This window comes from Pseudoalteromonas 'SMAR', assembly GCF_048515945.1.
Lineage (GTDB): Bacteria > Pseudomonadota > Gammaproteobacteria > Enterobacterales > Alteromonadaceae > Pseudoalteromonas.
Window position 1 is genome coordinate 26,199 of sequence record NZ_JBLWMW010000001.1, and the last position, 14,917, is coordinate 41,115.

The following is a 14,917-nucleotide window of genomic DNA, read 5'->3' on the forward strand; positions in this document are numbered from 1 at the left end:
ACGGTTCAGCCCCGCGCCTGCGGGGAACACAACACTACTAGAAGCACAGCAGGCACTAAACTGCGGTTCAGCCCCGCGCCTGCGGGGAACACCGCTGTGTCGTCGTGGTCTTTTGCCGTGATTTGCGGTTCAGCCCCGCGCCTGCGGGGAACACACCTTGTTTGCGGTGTATTGGTTGTATAAAAAGCGGTTCAGCCCCGCGCCTGCGGGGAACACTACCACTTGAATCGTATTGCTCACCGCGCTGCCGGTTCAGCCCCGCGCCTGCGGGGAACACTCATTTATCAGAGTGTTTTGCATAGTCATCACCGGTTCAGCCCCGCGCCTGCGGGGAACACCGACCTCAGCCTGAACGGATGCGATAAAAGCCCGGTTCAGCCCCGCGCCTGCGGGGAACACATTTATAGCTCATTATTCAACCCCTCTACTATCGGTTCAGCCCCGCGCCTGCGGGGAACACACAACTCGCAGCAATGGGAGGTGGATAACTCGCGGTTCAGCCCCGCGCCTGCGGGGAACACATTAGTTGGTTTTTAGTTTTCGCTGTCATTCGCGGTTCAGCCCCGCGCCTGCGGGGAACACTATGCAAAGGCTCGCAAAAAAATGGCCGAACACGGTTCAGCCCCGCGCCTGCGGGGAACACAAATATTTATCAATTTTAAGCTCGACACTCAGCGGTTCAGCCCCGCGCCTGCGGGGAACACGCTACACGACACCATCGCACAGCGCGAAAAACAGGTTCAGCCCCGCGCCTGCGGGGAACACTCTAAAATTATATACTTGTTTTTAATAAAGAAAAAACACATTTCAAAATCTACCGAAAATAATGGGTACAAACATATCTATTTTTTGAGCCTTTAAATCTCAATATTCAACTTGTTAAAGAGCAATTAGTCACAGATAGAGTGACGGGAATAATTCGTTAATCCGCTCCCGGATTGTCATCTGCTCTTGGCGTGTACTTCACCAGTCTCAGCCCCTGAAAATCGACGGGCATTCGAGCATTTTCACCATAGGTGATAAAATCAAAACCCGACTCGGTGTTGGTCGCCCAGGCCATAACGGCATTGCCGCCTTCCGCCAGCTCACTGACCTGAAACCAGATCATTTCGCGAATGCGTTTACTTACATCACCCACGTACACACCCGCACGGATCTCCAGCAGCCATACTGCCAGGCGGCCTCTTAATCTTGGCGGTACTGCCTCAGTGACAACCATGCACATACTCATAGAGGGCCTCCGCTGCGATGGCCTTCGTCGCCAATGGATTCAGGTTCCGGGATGGCGGGCGGTTGTGCATCGGTATAGGGTTCGGGCGGTGTTACCTCTCCTGCAGCCAATACTTCTTCAATCAGCGGGATAAGGCGTGGTAATACCTTGTCTTTTCGGAACGCTTCGCGGCAGGCAATGCGTACTTCCCGATCGGGAGATTGCGGCCGCCGTTTGGCAGTTTTAAACGCCACTGGCACCACAGTATCGAACTTTATAATGTCTGCAATATCATACACAAACGACAACGGTTTGCCGGTATGCAAAAAGCCAATAGCCGGGGCATAGCCCGCGGCCAGCACAGCGGCTTCGGTAACGCCATACAAGCAAGACGTAGCGGCGCTGATACACTGATTAATCACATCGCCTTTCGCCCAATCTTTAGGGTCGTAACGTCGTCCCTGCCAGCAGACCTGATACTGTTTGGCAAGCAGCTCATAGGTTTTGCGTACACGCGTGCCTTCAATGCCCCGAAGCTGATCAACCGAGCGCCGCTCCGGTGCTGGTTCGCCAAAGCGTAGCTCAAACATTTTGCGCACGACTTTAAGGCGCAGGTTTTCATCCAACGCCAACTTGGCCTGATAGAGCAATTTATCGGAGCGCGCACCACCGGGCTGACCCGCAGAGTAAAGCCTGACTCCCGCTTCTCCCACCCAGATAAGCAACGTGCCCGTGGTTGCAGCCAACTTGACCGCCGCATGGCTCACCCGGGTACCCGGTTCCAGCATAATGCACACCACAGAGCCCACCGGAATGAGCATCCGCTCACCGTTTACTTCATCAATCACAGCAAACGCGCCGTCGCGCACATCAATACGGCCCATACCAATAAAAATCATGGAATTACGATCTTTGATTGGAATAGGCTTTAAAGGAAGAAATGCCATTCCCTGCACTCCTAAATTAAGTAAAAAATTAGCTAAAAAAAAGGCGAGTCGCCCGCCTTACAAATTTGGTTACAACGGTTTAATCAACATCAGCCCGCAGCCAAAAGCTTTGGAACGGCCGATGCCGTTGAATAATGCCTCAGTAAACTTTTCGGGATCTGTCACTTCAAGCTGACCGGTTATTTCGACGGTAGAAAAGCGGATCTGGTTTTTCCCTTTTGCAACCTGGTGCTGCTGATAAGCATAGATATCGCAATCAGCTAACTCAGCTCTGGCACCCAGGCTCAACAACCGCTCACTCCACCACTGGCGCAACACTAAATCAGTTTTAAACCTTAACCACATTTCCAGCAACTCGCTACGTGCTATTTGCTCGGAAAGTTGTAATTCCGCTTTCCAATTAGCAACAACACCATCATCAGCAAAATCCAACAATTGGCTTTTAAGCCGAGATTTTTTGCTCACTTGAGGAGCAACCCCTAACTTTGTAAGCTCGCTTAGCAATAAACTTTGCTGTGTGTTCATTACTACATCATGGCGGCGGTTGTTTTTGCATACCGTCGGATTAAGCGTAATTTGATAGCCGAGCTTTTGCCCCTGATGTAGTAAAGGGTTGAATCGCTTGGTTTGGATAGCAAATATCTCATTATAGTTTTTCGGCTCCTGTGCCGAGAGCACCATAAACTGATCGAGCGCGTCATTGACGGTACAATATAAAAAACCGCGTTTTTGTTCACCGGCAAACAGCTTCCAGAGTAACTGGTGGCTGGCGTAGCAACCATTCACAGCGAGTTTTTGACGCTCCTCTCTGGCCATGGCATTGCCCAATAACTTTATCTGACTTAAAAACACTGGCTCCTCCTTACCTTTGATATTCAACCACCAGCTGATGCTCAGTGCGCAAGTCAAACAGCCATTCTTTCCTATCTATCGGATTATCCCGTACAGTCTGGGTATGAACTCGCTCAGTCTGCTCAGCGATGAGATCTGCTCTGTCACCCTGCCAGTAGTAACTCACGGTTTTATCCGGTTTAAGCCAAATTGAATCGGCCTGCTCGGTACCTAATATTGGCGGGTATTCGTGATCTAATGCTGCTTTTAGCGATACGTTTTCAACCAAGGTCGGGCACAACGGTGCTGCTAATGGGCAAGATTTACGTCCCAAGTACAACATATATTTAGGCCGTAGCAATGCATCACGGATCACCTCTAACGAGTACGTTGAAGAGCTCGATTCTAGCGCAACAACCCATAGTCCGCTTTCCCGGTAATCGCGGTTTGACAGTACGGTGTTTATCTTTTTCGACTTGAACAGTTCGTCACGCCGCGTGTATAGCCGTACTTTTTTATCTTCACTCGGTACTTGTGCTGTATGAAAGTCCCTGAGCAAGCTGCCCGCATTGTACTGTTTAACATGGCAGCTTAACGCTTCGTTTAACGCATTTAAATCCGCCTTATCTTCACGCTTGATGCCAAGCGCAGCAGCAACCAAACCAAGCAACGCACCTCGTGTTGGGCGAATATGGGTGGGCCGGTCGCCGCCCACGGCCGCGTCTCCCCAACTGGATAAGGGCCCGTATAGTCTGATCACCAAATAATTACTGGTTTTCATAGAGACCTCATTAATCAGCAGCAAAAGCCTGCAAAGACTTAAAGTTGCCTTCACCGGTCAATACATTGATAGACTGACGACTATCTGCACAAGGTTCATAAACAGAATCAAAGTTCTTGATTTGGTTTTCTAAACGCTGAACTGCGATTTGCGTCACGCTCTCACTCTCGTCAAGGGCCTTTACAGGGCTGACAAAGGCACTTGCTAGTGAGCGCGGCTGCTGCTCCCCTTTTTCTACCAGAATGTAAGAGGCATAAGCATGAGATGCAAAACTATTTTGTTTGCCTTTTGGCGAGATTTTCGCGATACACTCCAGCAATGAGGCGATGGCTTTGTTGGCAAGCTCTAAGTCACCAGAAAGGTTGTCTACCAGCTGCTCTTTATCAATGCAGATATAATTGTACAGGACCGCTGAAGCAAAACCGCTGTCACCAATATGCGCAGCACCTTGATCTCCTTTTCCTGCGTTGAGGTCGTCCACCGCGGTAAAGTAGTCACTTTCTACGGTGACATTTTCAACACTGATAGCATGCGCAACCTGACACGCCGCTTCAACGTTAAACTCTGGGCTCGATGCCAGCATGCGGCCGAACAAGGCAATATCTGCAGCCTGGTTTTCTGCTTTTAGTAGTTGCAACTCGTCTTTTTGCGGTCCGCGATTTTCTGCTGCTAGCTGATCTGCCAATGCAAATACCGCTGCTTTTTCACTGGGGCTAATGTGCGCCAGCTGCTCAATCTCCAGCGCGTCTTTTTTACCTTTGCCAAAAACTCCCGCGATCTCAATTGCCCAAGCTTTGGCGTCTTTCTCTTTTACTTCTTTTTCGGTTAGGTAGTTAAAAACCTCAACGCCCAACTTTTTAGTTCGGGTACCAATGTGATCTGCTAAGCTCGTTTGAAATACGTCACTCACCCGCCAATTGCGCTTTGAACTTTGCGAGCTGACTCTCAGGCGCTCGAAACCACCAAACTTGGCCGTTTTCGGTCTGCCAGTTTCTTCCCTGTTCAGATTTGCAGGTGCATATGAAGTAAGAGTGTGGATCTGAATAAATTTGCTCATGGTATTTTCCTTATTTATGCCTTGTTCGCTACATCTTTGTAATAGTCCATCGCCCAACGTACGGCGATCCGCTTGTCTGCCCGTCTGGGCGCCTGATAATTGTGTTCTTCAAACCAGCAGGCGATGTCGTCTGCCAGACTTAGAATGTTTGTTTTATTGTTCAGCTGAGCCAGTAGACGGCACAGTTGCGTGACAAATTCCTGCTCATTTTTCGCAGCCTGAAGATTCTGAAATCGCAACTCACTGACAACGGGCTTGTCTGCCCCCTCTTCCACATGCCCTAAGTCTCTGGCAAAGGTGCCACGCTCATGATGGCTCCGCACCGTACTGAGGCTTTTGGCTATTACAGCAAAACAAGGCATCAGCCAGTGTTTATTGCTGTCATGTATCTCGACAGGTAACGCCTGCCACAATTTTGAAAAGCCTTGAGTGAGATAAACATCGTCCAATCTGGAAGCACGTTTAAGCTGGGCACGAAATACTGTTGGTGCAGGTCTGATGCTTAACTCAGCCTGAGTTGCCTCGTCATCCGACATCGCGATCCACCAGCGAAAAACTGTATGAAATGCATCCCAACTAACTGTATTAAACAACTGACTTTTTGGTTTGTAATTAAGCTTCATTGGCTTGTGCCTCCTTGTCTTGTGTCTTTAGGTTGTAACGCCGTTTAAAGTCTTTACTTACTTTCTTCCCATGTAACCAGGCAGTCAGCTTCTGTCTTGCTGCCACTTTTCTGGCAATCGCTTTGTTATCCATGGAAGTGCTCAATACCACCTCGTCAAAAATATCTAACGCGGTATTGAGAGCCCGATAAAACCAGCGTTTTGCATCTTCACTTCGCAGCTCCCCTTCAACGCAAATGGCCTGGGCTACAATAAAAAAGTCGCGCTCGCTGCGCTGCCAGTAACTCAGCGTATGCTGGGCCAGATCAGCCTTTACATCTTTTGGCCTGTCGAACAGCGCTTCTTTAATTAAGGTACGCATCATGCTGCTAAATTCCATGGCAATCTGAATGGCCTGATTAAGGTCGTGTATCACGCTTGCACGCTTAGTTTCCTCCAGTAAAAGCACCGGAAACTGGCTGTCATACCAGCCTCTGGCTTTCATATTGTCCATATCAAAACCAAATGCCCAGAGCCTGGGTTGCTGGTCAAAATAGTCCATTTTGATATCGTAAAACTCGTCTATCACTTTGGCTGGATGATTACCTTCGCTCTCATTAGCGAAACACAAGGCGTGCCATTGCTTATACTGAATGCCACCAGGCTGCCCTTTACTGGAGAGATTATCCTCATGTGGTTTTTTAGGGTTACTGCGATAATGCGTAAGCGGATGCCACCAACTCCCTGCATAGTTGTTGCCATAGTTCGTGGTGGCAAAAGACTTAACCAACACCTTACATTGATGGCCAGTCAGTGAGCAACTGCCTGCTGACTCCTCAGGCTGTAACCGTATGCGCCTTGGCATTGCCCAGAAATGCGTGAGAAAGTGTGCATCTTTAAAAAGCACTTCGGTCCCTTTCTCTTTGCTGACTTTGGTATCTGTAAGCCAGGGAAAAATTTGGCCACTGTGCAGTTGCGCATCATTCACCTGCGGCGCAATACAAACATTCAACCACAGTTTATGCCACAAACTGGCCGACTCTTCATTGGGTAGTATCAAGGTCGTCAATGGTCCACCACCGCGTAAACCCGTTCTGTAGCCAACTCCCCCCGCTGGTGCATTAATTTGCAAGGTGAATAATGCAAGCGCCGCCATTTCTGGGCTCATCGCTTCAACCTGACCACGTTTTATGAAATGATCTACATTATTTTTAAGTGTGTTGTCACCCGGCGTTTCGATCAACAAGGTGTTGACGCTCTGAGTGCCAGCGCTTTGTAACGGTTCTAAGTCCTGCATAAACAGCGGGCCATCACCAAACAAATTAAATGCATGTGCCACTTTACTAAACGACTCTGACAGCGCCCGCTCTGAAGGAGGTGATTCATACCAGTTGTACCAGTCTTCTCCTTCCTCGGGAGAGCAGCAGGTTTGCAATAAACCAATGGCAAACTGATATGCTGCTCCGTAAAAATCGGCGCGTGGCAAAGCAAAGTCAACCACATCGGAGTTTGCTATCGCCGACAAAGGCAATTGCCTGATAGAGTTATCCCTGAACCGATAATATAGCCAAGGGTCCTGTACTAAATTATTCATACCTTTTTCCCTGATTGAAAGGGGGCAAGCCCCTGAAATAGGCTATTCACCAACCTCTGTTAGCCCTTTAAATGCATCATATAAAAATCGTTCATCACTTCCTTGCAACCAGCATTGCTTGTATTTAAGTGAAGGATAGCGCTCCTGCAACCTCTCCAGTTGCTCACTGTATTCATTTGGAATTGGGCTCAGCTTTTCAGCTATGCGCTTTTGATCAACGCGTATTTCACTATGCTGTAGCAGGTGTTTTTCAGCGCAACCTTCAGCATAAAAGGTCATATCTCCAGCTTGGTTCAACTTTAATACCACCACCTGAATACTGACTCTGTCACTGTATCGGGTGCTTATCTCCAGCTCTTCCCCCATCCACACATTACCCGCCTGTCGGCAGTAGCCTTTTTGCCAATCCAATTTCTGAAGCGTAGCCTGATTTTCCATCGTTTGAGTTTGCGCCTGATACTCGCTGTGATAACAATCCAGATCTACTGGTCTGGTGTTTAGCGCAGCCTGACTGTAAACGCTTTCGATCAAATGGCGTGCATCTTCCGGTAAATACAACCCACCTTTCTCTCTTAGCACTTTTTGCGTAAGCCATATAATGGCCGGGCTCCGGTAAACGGCGGCCGTACCGGGGTGGCTTTTGTGTAACCAGTCTTTTTCTGGCTCGCCTTGCCACTCAGGGCAAAATACTTTTAATACAGCTGGAGGGCGTTTATCTTCTGACAACGCAGATTGGTAATTGCCGTGTTCATCACGGATATGGCGTTTAAGTCGCCCAGCACGCTGTATTAAATCGTCAATGGGACAAATATCACTGAGCATAAAATCACAGTCCGCATCAATTGATTCTTGAAACACCTGAGTTGAAATCAATATTTGTCTCAGTCTTTGCTGTGTTGTGCTTTGCTTACCCAGTCTGCCAAGCACCTCTTTTTCCTTTTGTTTTCTGTCGTATAAAGTAAAGCGACTATGGAACAAAGTGATATGTGTTTGCGGGTAACGCTCTGAGAGTAAAGTATATGCTTGCTGCGCATCCGCGACCGTATTACGCACCCAAACCACAGCCTCGCCGCGTGATGCTCTCATCAGCACCTCTTCAATACAGGCCTGCTCACAGTGGATAAACTCAACCTGCACGGATTTGTGATTTCTGGGTAAGCTTTCCACTGGTTGCTCATTTAATTTTCCTTGCTCATTGACCCAGGTTGCGAGCGGAAAGCCTGTTTTTTTAGTGTACTCGGGAGATTCAAGACCCAGCTCTTCTTGCCAGATCTGGCAAAGCCTGTTGCGTCTTTCCAGCGGCAAGGTCGCAGTAAGCAGGATAACACTGCCGCCAAACCGTAAATGAATACGTAAAAGATCTTCTAGCAAAGTGAACATATATTGATCTGCGGCATGTACCTCATCAAGCACTAGAATCTTACGAAACAAACCATGAAAACGTAGCGTGCTGTGTTTGGAGGCTAAAACCGATAGCAAAGGCTGATCAACCGTGCCAACGCCAGCATGAGCAAGCAGCGCCTTCTTTTTAGAGTCTGCGTACCAGATATGGCATGCCTGACTTGCTGTTTCATCAGCTTTACCATATTCAAGATCGGGGAGTTGCTCTGTAACCAGTGACTCCTGATATGCATCCTCCATCATACTCGCGCCGTGTGCTAATACCAGGCTAGCTCTTTTGCCATCAACGGACATCATTTGTCCATAATGCTGTGCGATACGATGGTACATGGCACTGGAGGTAGCCATAGTCGGTAAACCAAAGTAAAAGCCATCCGCAGCCTTCGCCTGCATTAAACGATGCAATAAGATTAGCGCCGCCTCGGTTTTGCCTGCACCCGTTACATCTTCCAGAATAAACAATTGTGGTGAAGAGCCGACAGGCACTTGCTCAGCAAACGACTGCAATGGTGTAGGTGTACTAAAGCCAAAATGCTTTGCGGTTGACTCATAAGGGAAGACCTCTACCTGACAGGTCAACTGTCTGGTTGTAAGGGCTTTATGTGCCTGCTTTACGGCTTCGAGCCAATACGTTTGTAAGTCCACCGGCTCAGCATGATATGCAAAATACTGAGTATCCGAGCCTAACCAGTCAGCAAGAGTACACAAACCTGCAAGGTGCCAACTGGCATACCTTAGGTGATCGCGCCACACTCTATCCGAAAACTTTTCCGTTGGCAGATCATTAGCAAATAGCTTAAGGCAATACGCTATGAACTCTCCACAAGCTTGGTAGTTTTCATCGACACAATAGTCTTCGATTCTGCTACCAAATTTGTGGGCCACAACCGGCTCACCGTGATGACCAAAAACACAATTCAGCATGACTCGCACCGAATCTATTTTTTTAAAAGCCTGTGTTACTTCATCCGCCGCACCTTCAATTTGCTTGGCGCAGGTTTTCCAAAAATGATGGCCTAACCCATCATGTCGGGCATCTTTTGCAGAATAAGGTTCTCTCGACTTTTTCTGGCTTAAATTGCTGTCACTAAATTCTGCTAAATTTTGAAATGCTGAAGCAAATTTACCCAAGTCGTGAATCGCAACAAAGAAACCTACCAATGACCTGAGTTGTGGAATGGATAAGTCCAGAAACTCGGCCAAGTCTTGTGTAAATTGCTTATTTAAATCCAGATAAGTCAGTGAAACCGCCGCCACATCCAGGCTATGAAACACAAGCAGGTGATAGCGGTGAAAAGTTTCGCCCTGCCTGACGATTTGCCACCCTTTTTTGCTTGCAAGTGCTTTGAGGTGTTCGACAGACTTAACGCTTGGGTAGCGTTCAACGATGTCTTGTAATGACTCGTCATTCATCCCACTCATACAGTAATCAATTTCGAGTGGCTTTCTAGCTTTACCCCAGTACTTGAAAAGTAATTGGCTATTTAAGTTTTTTGAGCTTAAATCATCCATAATCCTCGCTTCCTTGGTCTTTTGAGGTGTGTACTAATTCACCATAACCACTCAAATTTATGATTACAAGTATATGTGGCCGAACGTACAAAATGTTTCTATAACAGTCACATGAAGTGTTTTTTAATACGTTTCTATTTAGACAAAGCGAGTTGCTTTCAAAACTAGCCTCTGCACATAAACACGATCTGCCCTTTACAAAAAAGTACAAACGTACTATTTTAATAAAAGTACAAGTGTTCTTTTTTATATCGAGGTTAAGGATGAAGTTCAGTTATTTTACGAGTAAACAGGGGAGCCTACTCACCCGCATAAGTCGCGGTGCCACAGCGGGGTTATGCACTGTAGCGCCTTGGGTAACGGCTCGGCTGGGTCAGGTGTTGCTAATGAGCCCACATGGTAAACGCGATTATCAATTCAGCAATAAAAAACCCAATAACGAGATTAATATTCTGACCTCGCTTGGGCGAGTGCATGCCAATGTCTTTGGCTTGGGGAGCAAAACGGTCATTTTAAGTCATGGTTGGGCCGACAACAGCAGTTGTTTTGACCATCTAATTCCTGAATTAGTGGCTTCTGGCTACTGCGTGGTTGCGTTAGATCACGTTGGCCATGGCCGCTCTTGCGGCAAACAGGCGCATTTGCTGGCCTTTATTGAAGCGCTCGATACCTTAATTGAAAAGCTTGAGTCTGAGCGCCACGATATTAGCGCTTTAATTGGCCACTCAATGGGAGCGGTGGCGATGATGAATCTGCCAGACTATCGGTTGGCGCAACGTACTGTGATTAACATTGCCACCCCAGTACAGTTTTTTGAATTGATGTTTGAACGTGTTACTCGCGCCGGTATTTCCGACAAAATGCTGCATCAGGTATTGCATCGTATTACCGCTCAACATGGTACACACTGGCACTTAATCCGCGATCGCTTTCATCAGGCTTGTCAGCAGTTTGCTCCGCTTTTTATTCACGACACCGATGACCGCTTTGCTCCTTTTGAGCACTTACAGCCTTTGGTGAATCACGCGCCAGAACGGCTGATCCAAACCTCAGGTCTTGGCCATCGTCGTATTTTAGGCGATACTGGGGTAATTAAAGATATCACAGCAAGATTAACCACTTAACGATGAATAAAGGTGAGAGAACTCGACAAGCTATTTTAGAGCAAGGCATGCGCTTTAGTAGTCAATATGGCTTAATCGAAGTGACCATTGGCTCTATGGCCAAGCTCTGTGGCTTGTCGCGAACGGGCTTAATTTCACACTTTGACAATAAAGAAGACATGCAGCTGGCCATTTTAGACTATTGTGAAGCTCAGTTTATGGAGCATGTGGTAGCGCCATCTCGTCATGCCGACCCATTAATACAACTTAAGCAACTGTTTTCTATTTGGGCCGATTGGACCCGAGAGTTATTTAATCAACCGCACTTAACCTGTCCATTTATTAAAGCCTTAGTTGAATTTAACGGCTATGTCGACAGCCCCATTTATACCAAAGTGACTGAACAACATAATCGCCTATTTAGCTACATTAAACACAAAATAGAGGCCGGAGTCGCTTCTGGTGCCTTTCACAACGAACTCGACTCACAGTGCGCGGCTTATGAGATTTATAATTTGTATTTAGGCCATGCCATTGCTAAAAATACCGTGTTAACGGAGCATGCCAGTGAGTTGTTTAAACGCAATATCGAGCACTTATTATTAAGCTTTCAACACCCTATCAGCAAAGGTAACACACCATTATGATTGAAATTATTACCACGCCCAATGCAGACATTGTTACTAAGCTTACCGATTTGTATATTGAGACTTTTTCCGCCCCACCCAGAAATGAAAACATTGATCGTGATGAGATTGTATCGCTCATGGAAAAAGAGATAACAGAAGGCCAGGTACGAGTTGTTTTTGATGCCGAGGGCAAATTAATTGGCAGCTTGTCACTGGTTCCGATAGCCCACTTTAAAGACAGAACGCGCTTTGCGCTTAACCAAGGGCTGTATATTTCTAATTTTATGGTTGACCCAAATGTAAGGGGTAAAGGGGTTGGTAAGCAGTTACTTACAGACACGCTAAGTGCAGCCAATGAGCCCATTCACAGCCGTTGCCGCGTAGATGCCTTGGCCGTAAACCACTTATTCAGCAGCCATGGCTTTACGCTGGTTGCTAATTACACCACCACCATGAATGGTTCGGTTGCTGAGCGAAATATTTATACCTTTAATCAAGCTTAGTAATGCATTCAAACATGCTATAAATGCAACTTCATTTCCAGAAGGCAGGGCGTAAATCCTGCTTTTTCATAGGCCCGAATAGCCGCTTGATTGCTACTGTATACGTCTAAATAAAAGTCATTAATATCGCGCGCCTTACACCACTCGATAAGGTGCTCCATAACTTGCTGATTCAATCCCTGCCCACGGTATTCTGGCAAAACCAGCATAAAGCCCAAATAACCATGTTGTTCGTGAACTAATTGCGCTTTTGACTGGCGGATTTGTGCGTAGCCTGTTGCCACAATCTGATTGCCTATTTCACCAACTATTAAGTGCGTATTGCCGTCACTGAGCATGGCTTCGAGATCATAATAAATGGCATCAACGGCTTTAATGGCTTGATTAAACGGCCTTTCTGCTGCAACAACTTGTTGTTCTAGTGCTCTAAGCGCCTCAATATCTGCACTGGTGGCGGCTCTTATTTTCATCTATGGCAATCCCCTTAATAATGCAACTAACAACCACATCTCAAAATAAAAAAAGCCACCTTAGCGTAACTAAGGTGGCAAAACCACTATCTACAGTGATATTTCAAGCTATTTAGAACCAGTATCAATTAGGGTTAATGGTCGTGGTCGTGCTCCTCAGCTGCCGCAATACCAAGCCACACAAGCTTAGCTGGCACATAATCCAACTCAATGGTGTCAACTAAAGCGGCCTGCTCTAAGTCAAACTTTTTAATTTGCTGAGCAATGGGATCGGAAACATAAACGGCTTGCTCCGTTTGTGAATAAGTCAGCTGGAAGCCATGATCTTCTGGCATATTCGCAAGATCTTCCGTGCTCACTTGTACTTCACCTGCCATTTCCCAGTGTTGCTCGCCATCGTGGTCATGCGCCTCGAAAACGCTGAGCTTACCTGCGGTGTCTAGGATCACCACATGCTCACCGCCATGGCTAAAGCCAAAACTTGCCAAGCGATAGTTTTCTGTTGCTTGCCACTCTAGCTTTTCTATGTGGCCTGATTGTGGCTCGATAGTCAGTACATCATTGCGGGCTGAGGCAAGCAGTTGTTCCACTTCGTGGTGGCCTTTTAATGTTCCGACTCGCTGTCCTTCAGCAAAAAATTCTGGGTTGGCAAGCTTAGTTGCAGTAAAGCTTTCACCTTGCTGGGTGATCAATGCCACGCCATCGCCACAACCAAAGGCTACAACCGCTTCATTCTGGGCACTGCCGTGAAGTGCTGGACAAGTGATATCAAATACTTGTTCTTGATGGAAATGATCGCCATGGGCATGATAAAGGCCAATTTCACTCGGCAAAGTTGATTCAGTTTCAGGGTTTCTAATGGTGCTAATTAAAAACTCACCTCGCGCTTGCGCTGCGCCATGCATGTAGGTGTCGTAGTGTAACTGAGCTACTTCGGTTTTTTCACCGCTAATGTGGGCTTCACTGAACATTGCAGCACCCGCGCTTTGTGCGCTGTCTTTATCGCCATCAGAGAAAATAGCAATGCCCGACTCTGCCACCGTAACATGGGTTGGTTTTACTGTTTCAAGATGAAAATCAGTAAGCGTTGGTGCTTCTTCATGAGCATGGAAGTGATCGCCATGGGGCTCTTGGTATAGGCCACTATCAACAAATTCCACTAAGCCTTGATCACGCTGAACCAAAATAGCATAACGATGATTTTCAGAACCATATACGTACTGTGGGTAGCTGGTTGTGCCAATCGCATCAAGCAATGACTTATCTGCCGTTGAGTAAAGGTTGACAACATTACTTTGTGCACTTGTAACCAGTAGTCGACCATTGACATCGGTCACACCTTCATCATGATGATCATCGTGGTCGTCATGATGGTCGTGATCGCCTTCACCTGTTTCTTGGCTAGGGGGATCCATTTTAACGATGGTGTGCTCGGTGCCGCCACAGGCACTCAGTAAAAGCGCAGAAATGGTCACTGCTAATAATTGACCTTTAAAATGCATGAATAAGTCCTACCTTTTGATTTGTTATACTATAACTTAACGGTATGTTATCTTATAACAAATTAACACACAAGCTCGAGATGCTTTTCTCTGCGCCTAAAATCATGTTTACTCATTACAAAGTTGTTTCAACACCTGTTCAAACGTAGCAACTTCTTGCGCTCCAGATAACACGTTTTCACCGTTAAAAATGAACAAAGGTACACCCTGCACTCCTTTTGTTCGCCACTCTTGTTCATATTGCTTTACCGTGTCGCTGTATTGGTTGTGAGTCAATATATCGCTGGCCTCGGAGGCATCTAATCCGACCTGAGTAGCTACCGCCACTAATTCATCATGACTAAATTCACCGCGGTCACTAAAGAAGTGTGCAAAAAGAGCTTCTGCCAATTGAGTTTGTAACCCTACTTCTTTGGCCCAATACAGTAATTGATGGCATGGGTGGGTATTGAGCATTTTCATTTCATCAAAGTAGTTAAATGTAAAGCCTACTTTTTTACCTTCTGCCGTTAACATAGCCCGAGCACGAATACTGCCCTCAAGTGTGGTGCCATACTTTTGCGCCAAATGTGCTCTGAGGTTTTCACCCGACTCTGCCATGTTAGGGTTCAGCTCAAAAGGATGCCAAACCACGTTTACAAGGTGTTCAACAGCACACGTTGCTATCGCCTTTTTTAAGCGCCAGTAGCCAATAGCGCACCAAGGACAAACCACATCTGAAACAATATCTATACGTATTTTTTCCTGTGTCATCACTATTCCTTACTATTTTTGT

Annotated in this window: 14 protein-coding genes and 1 CRISPR repeat array; of the genes, 3 read left to right on the forward strand and 11 right to left on the reverse strand. The window is 46.8% G+C overall.

Going from position 1 to position 14,917, the window contains the following annotated elements:
* The first annotated feature begins 1 nt into the window (after nt 1).
* Nucleotides 2-765: direct repeats of the CRISPR family, unit length 29 nt; unit sequence CGGTTCAGCCCCGCGCCTGCGGGGAACAC.
* Between the two features lie 157 nt (nt 766-922).
* The 8 genes from cas2e to cas3 all read right to left on the reverse strand — a co-directional run bounded on the left by cas2e (nt 923) and on the right by cas3 (nt 9,935).
* A complete protein-coding gene (gene cas2e, locus ACNKW2_RS00125; protein ID WP_419146727.1) occupies nt 923-1,231 on the reverse strand; it encodes a type I-E CRISPR-associated endoribonuclease Cas2e in 309 nt (102 codons plus the stop codon).
* Complete coding sequence (gene cas1e, locus ACNKW2_RS00130) at nt 1,228-2,157, reverse strand: type I-E CRISPR-associated endonuclease Cas1e (RefSeq protein WP_419146728.1); 930 nt, start codon at nt 2,155-2,157, stop codon at nt 1,228-1,230. Before cas1e ends, cas2e begins: the two co-directional genes overlap by 4 nt.
* A gap of 69 nt (nt 2,158-2,226) precedes the next feature.
* Nucleotides 2,227-3,009, reverse strand: coding sequence for a type I-E CRISPR-associated protein Cas6/Cse3/CasE (gene cas6e / locus ACNKW2_RS00135; RefSeq protein WP_419146729.1), 783 nt, complete (start codon nt 3,007-3,009; stop codon nt 2,227-2,229).
* A 10-nt stretch (nt 3,010-3,019) separates the two neighbouring features.
* Nucleotides 3,020-3,769, reverse strand: a complete 750-nt coding sequence (cas5e, locus tag ACNKW2_RS00140; protein WP_419146730.1) for a type I-E CRISPR-associated protein Cas5/CasD — start codon at nt 3,767-3,769, stop codon at nt 3,020-3,022.
* Between the two features lie 10 nt (nt 3,770-3,779).
* A complete protein-coding gene (cas7e, locus tag ACNKW2_RS00145) occupies nt 3,780-4,826 on the reverse strand; it encodes a type I-E CRISPR-associated protein Cas7/Cse4/CasC (protein WP_419146731.1) in 1,047 nt (348 codons plus the stop codon).
* Between the two features lie 14 nt (nt 4,827-4,840).
* On the reverse strand, nt 4,841-5,449 hold the full coding sequence (gene casB, locus ACNKW2_RS00150; protein WP_419146732.1) for a type I-E CRISPR-associated protein Cse2/CasB: 609 nt from the start codon (nt 5,447-5,449) through the stop codon (nt 4,841-4,843).
* Nucleotides 5,439-7,022 carry a type I-E CRISPR-associated protein Cse1/CasA gene (casA, locus tag ACNKW2_RS00155; RefSeq protein ID WP_419146733.1) on the reverse strand — a complete coding sequence of 528 codons (1,584 nt, stop codon included), beginning with the start codon at nt 7,020-7,022 and terminating at the stop codon, nt 5,439-5,441. The genes casB and casA overlap by 11 nt, the downstream gene beginning before the upstream one ends.
* 42 nt (nt 7,023-7,064) lie before the next feature.
* Complete coding sequence (gene cas3 / locus ACNKW2_RS00160; protein WP_419146734.1) at nt 7,065-9,935, reverse strand: CRISPR-associated helicase Cas3'; 2,871 nt, start codon at nt 9,933-9,935, stop codon at nt 7,065-7,067.
* Between the two features lie 263 nt (nt 9,936-10,198).
* Between cas3 and ACNKW2_RS00165 the strand changes: the two genes are divergently transcribed.
* From ACNKW2_RS00165 to ACNKW2_RS00175, 3 genes are read left to right on the forward strand one after another with little or no spacing between them, the layout of a single operon-like run.
* Entirely contained in the window at nt 10,199-11,059 is an 861-nt protein-coding gene (locus ACNKW2_RS00165) for an alpha/beta hydrolase (RefSeq protein ID WP_419146735.1), read from the forward strand.
* A 2-nt stretch (nt 11,060-11,061) separates the two neighbouring features.
* Nucleotides 11,062-11,685, forward strand: coding sequence for a TetR/AcrR family transcriptional regulator (locus ACNKW2_RS00170; protein WP_419146736.1), 624 nt, complete (start codon nt 11,062-11,064; stop codon nt 11,683-11,685).
* Nucleotides 11,682-12,170: a GNAT family N-acetyltransferase gene (locus ACNKW2_RS00175; RefSeq protein WP_419146737.1), complete on the forward strand. Its 489-nt coding sequence runs from the start codon at nt 11,682-11,684 to the stop codon at nt 12,168-12,170. Before ACNKW2_RS00170 ends, ACNKW2_RS00175 begins: the two co-directional genes overlap by 4 nt.
* A 17-nt stretch (nt 12,171-12,187) precedes the next feature.
* On the opposite strand, the gene ACNKW2_RS00180 is transcribed toward ACNKW2_RS00175, so the two are convergent.
* From ACNKW2_RS00180 to ACNKW2_RS00190, 3 genes are all read right to left on the reverse strand, one after another.
* Nucleotides 12,188-12,640, reverse strand: coding sequence for a GNAT family N-acetyltransferase (locus ACNKW2_RS00180; RefSeq protein WP_419146738.1), 453 nt, complete (start codon nt 12,638-12,640; stop codon nt 12,188-12,190).
* 134 nt (nt 12,641-12,774) lie between these two features.
* Nucleotides 12,775-14,142: a hypothetical protein gene (locus ACNKW2_RS00185; protein ID WP_419146739.1), complete on the reverse strand. Its 1,368-nt coding sequence runs from the start codon at nt 14,140-14,142 to the stop codon at nt 12,775-12,777.
* Nucleotides 14,143-14,250: 108 nt separating this feature from the next.
* On the reverse strand, nt 14,251-14,895 hold the full coding sequence (locus tag ACNKW2_RS00190) for a DsbA family oxidoreductase (protein WP_419146740.1): 645 nt from the start codon (nt 14,893-14,895) through the stop codon (nt 14,251-14,253).
* Nucleotides 14,896-14,917 lie beyond the last annotated feature (22 nt).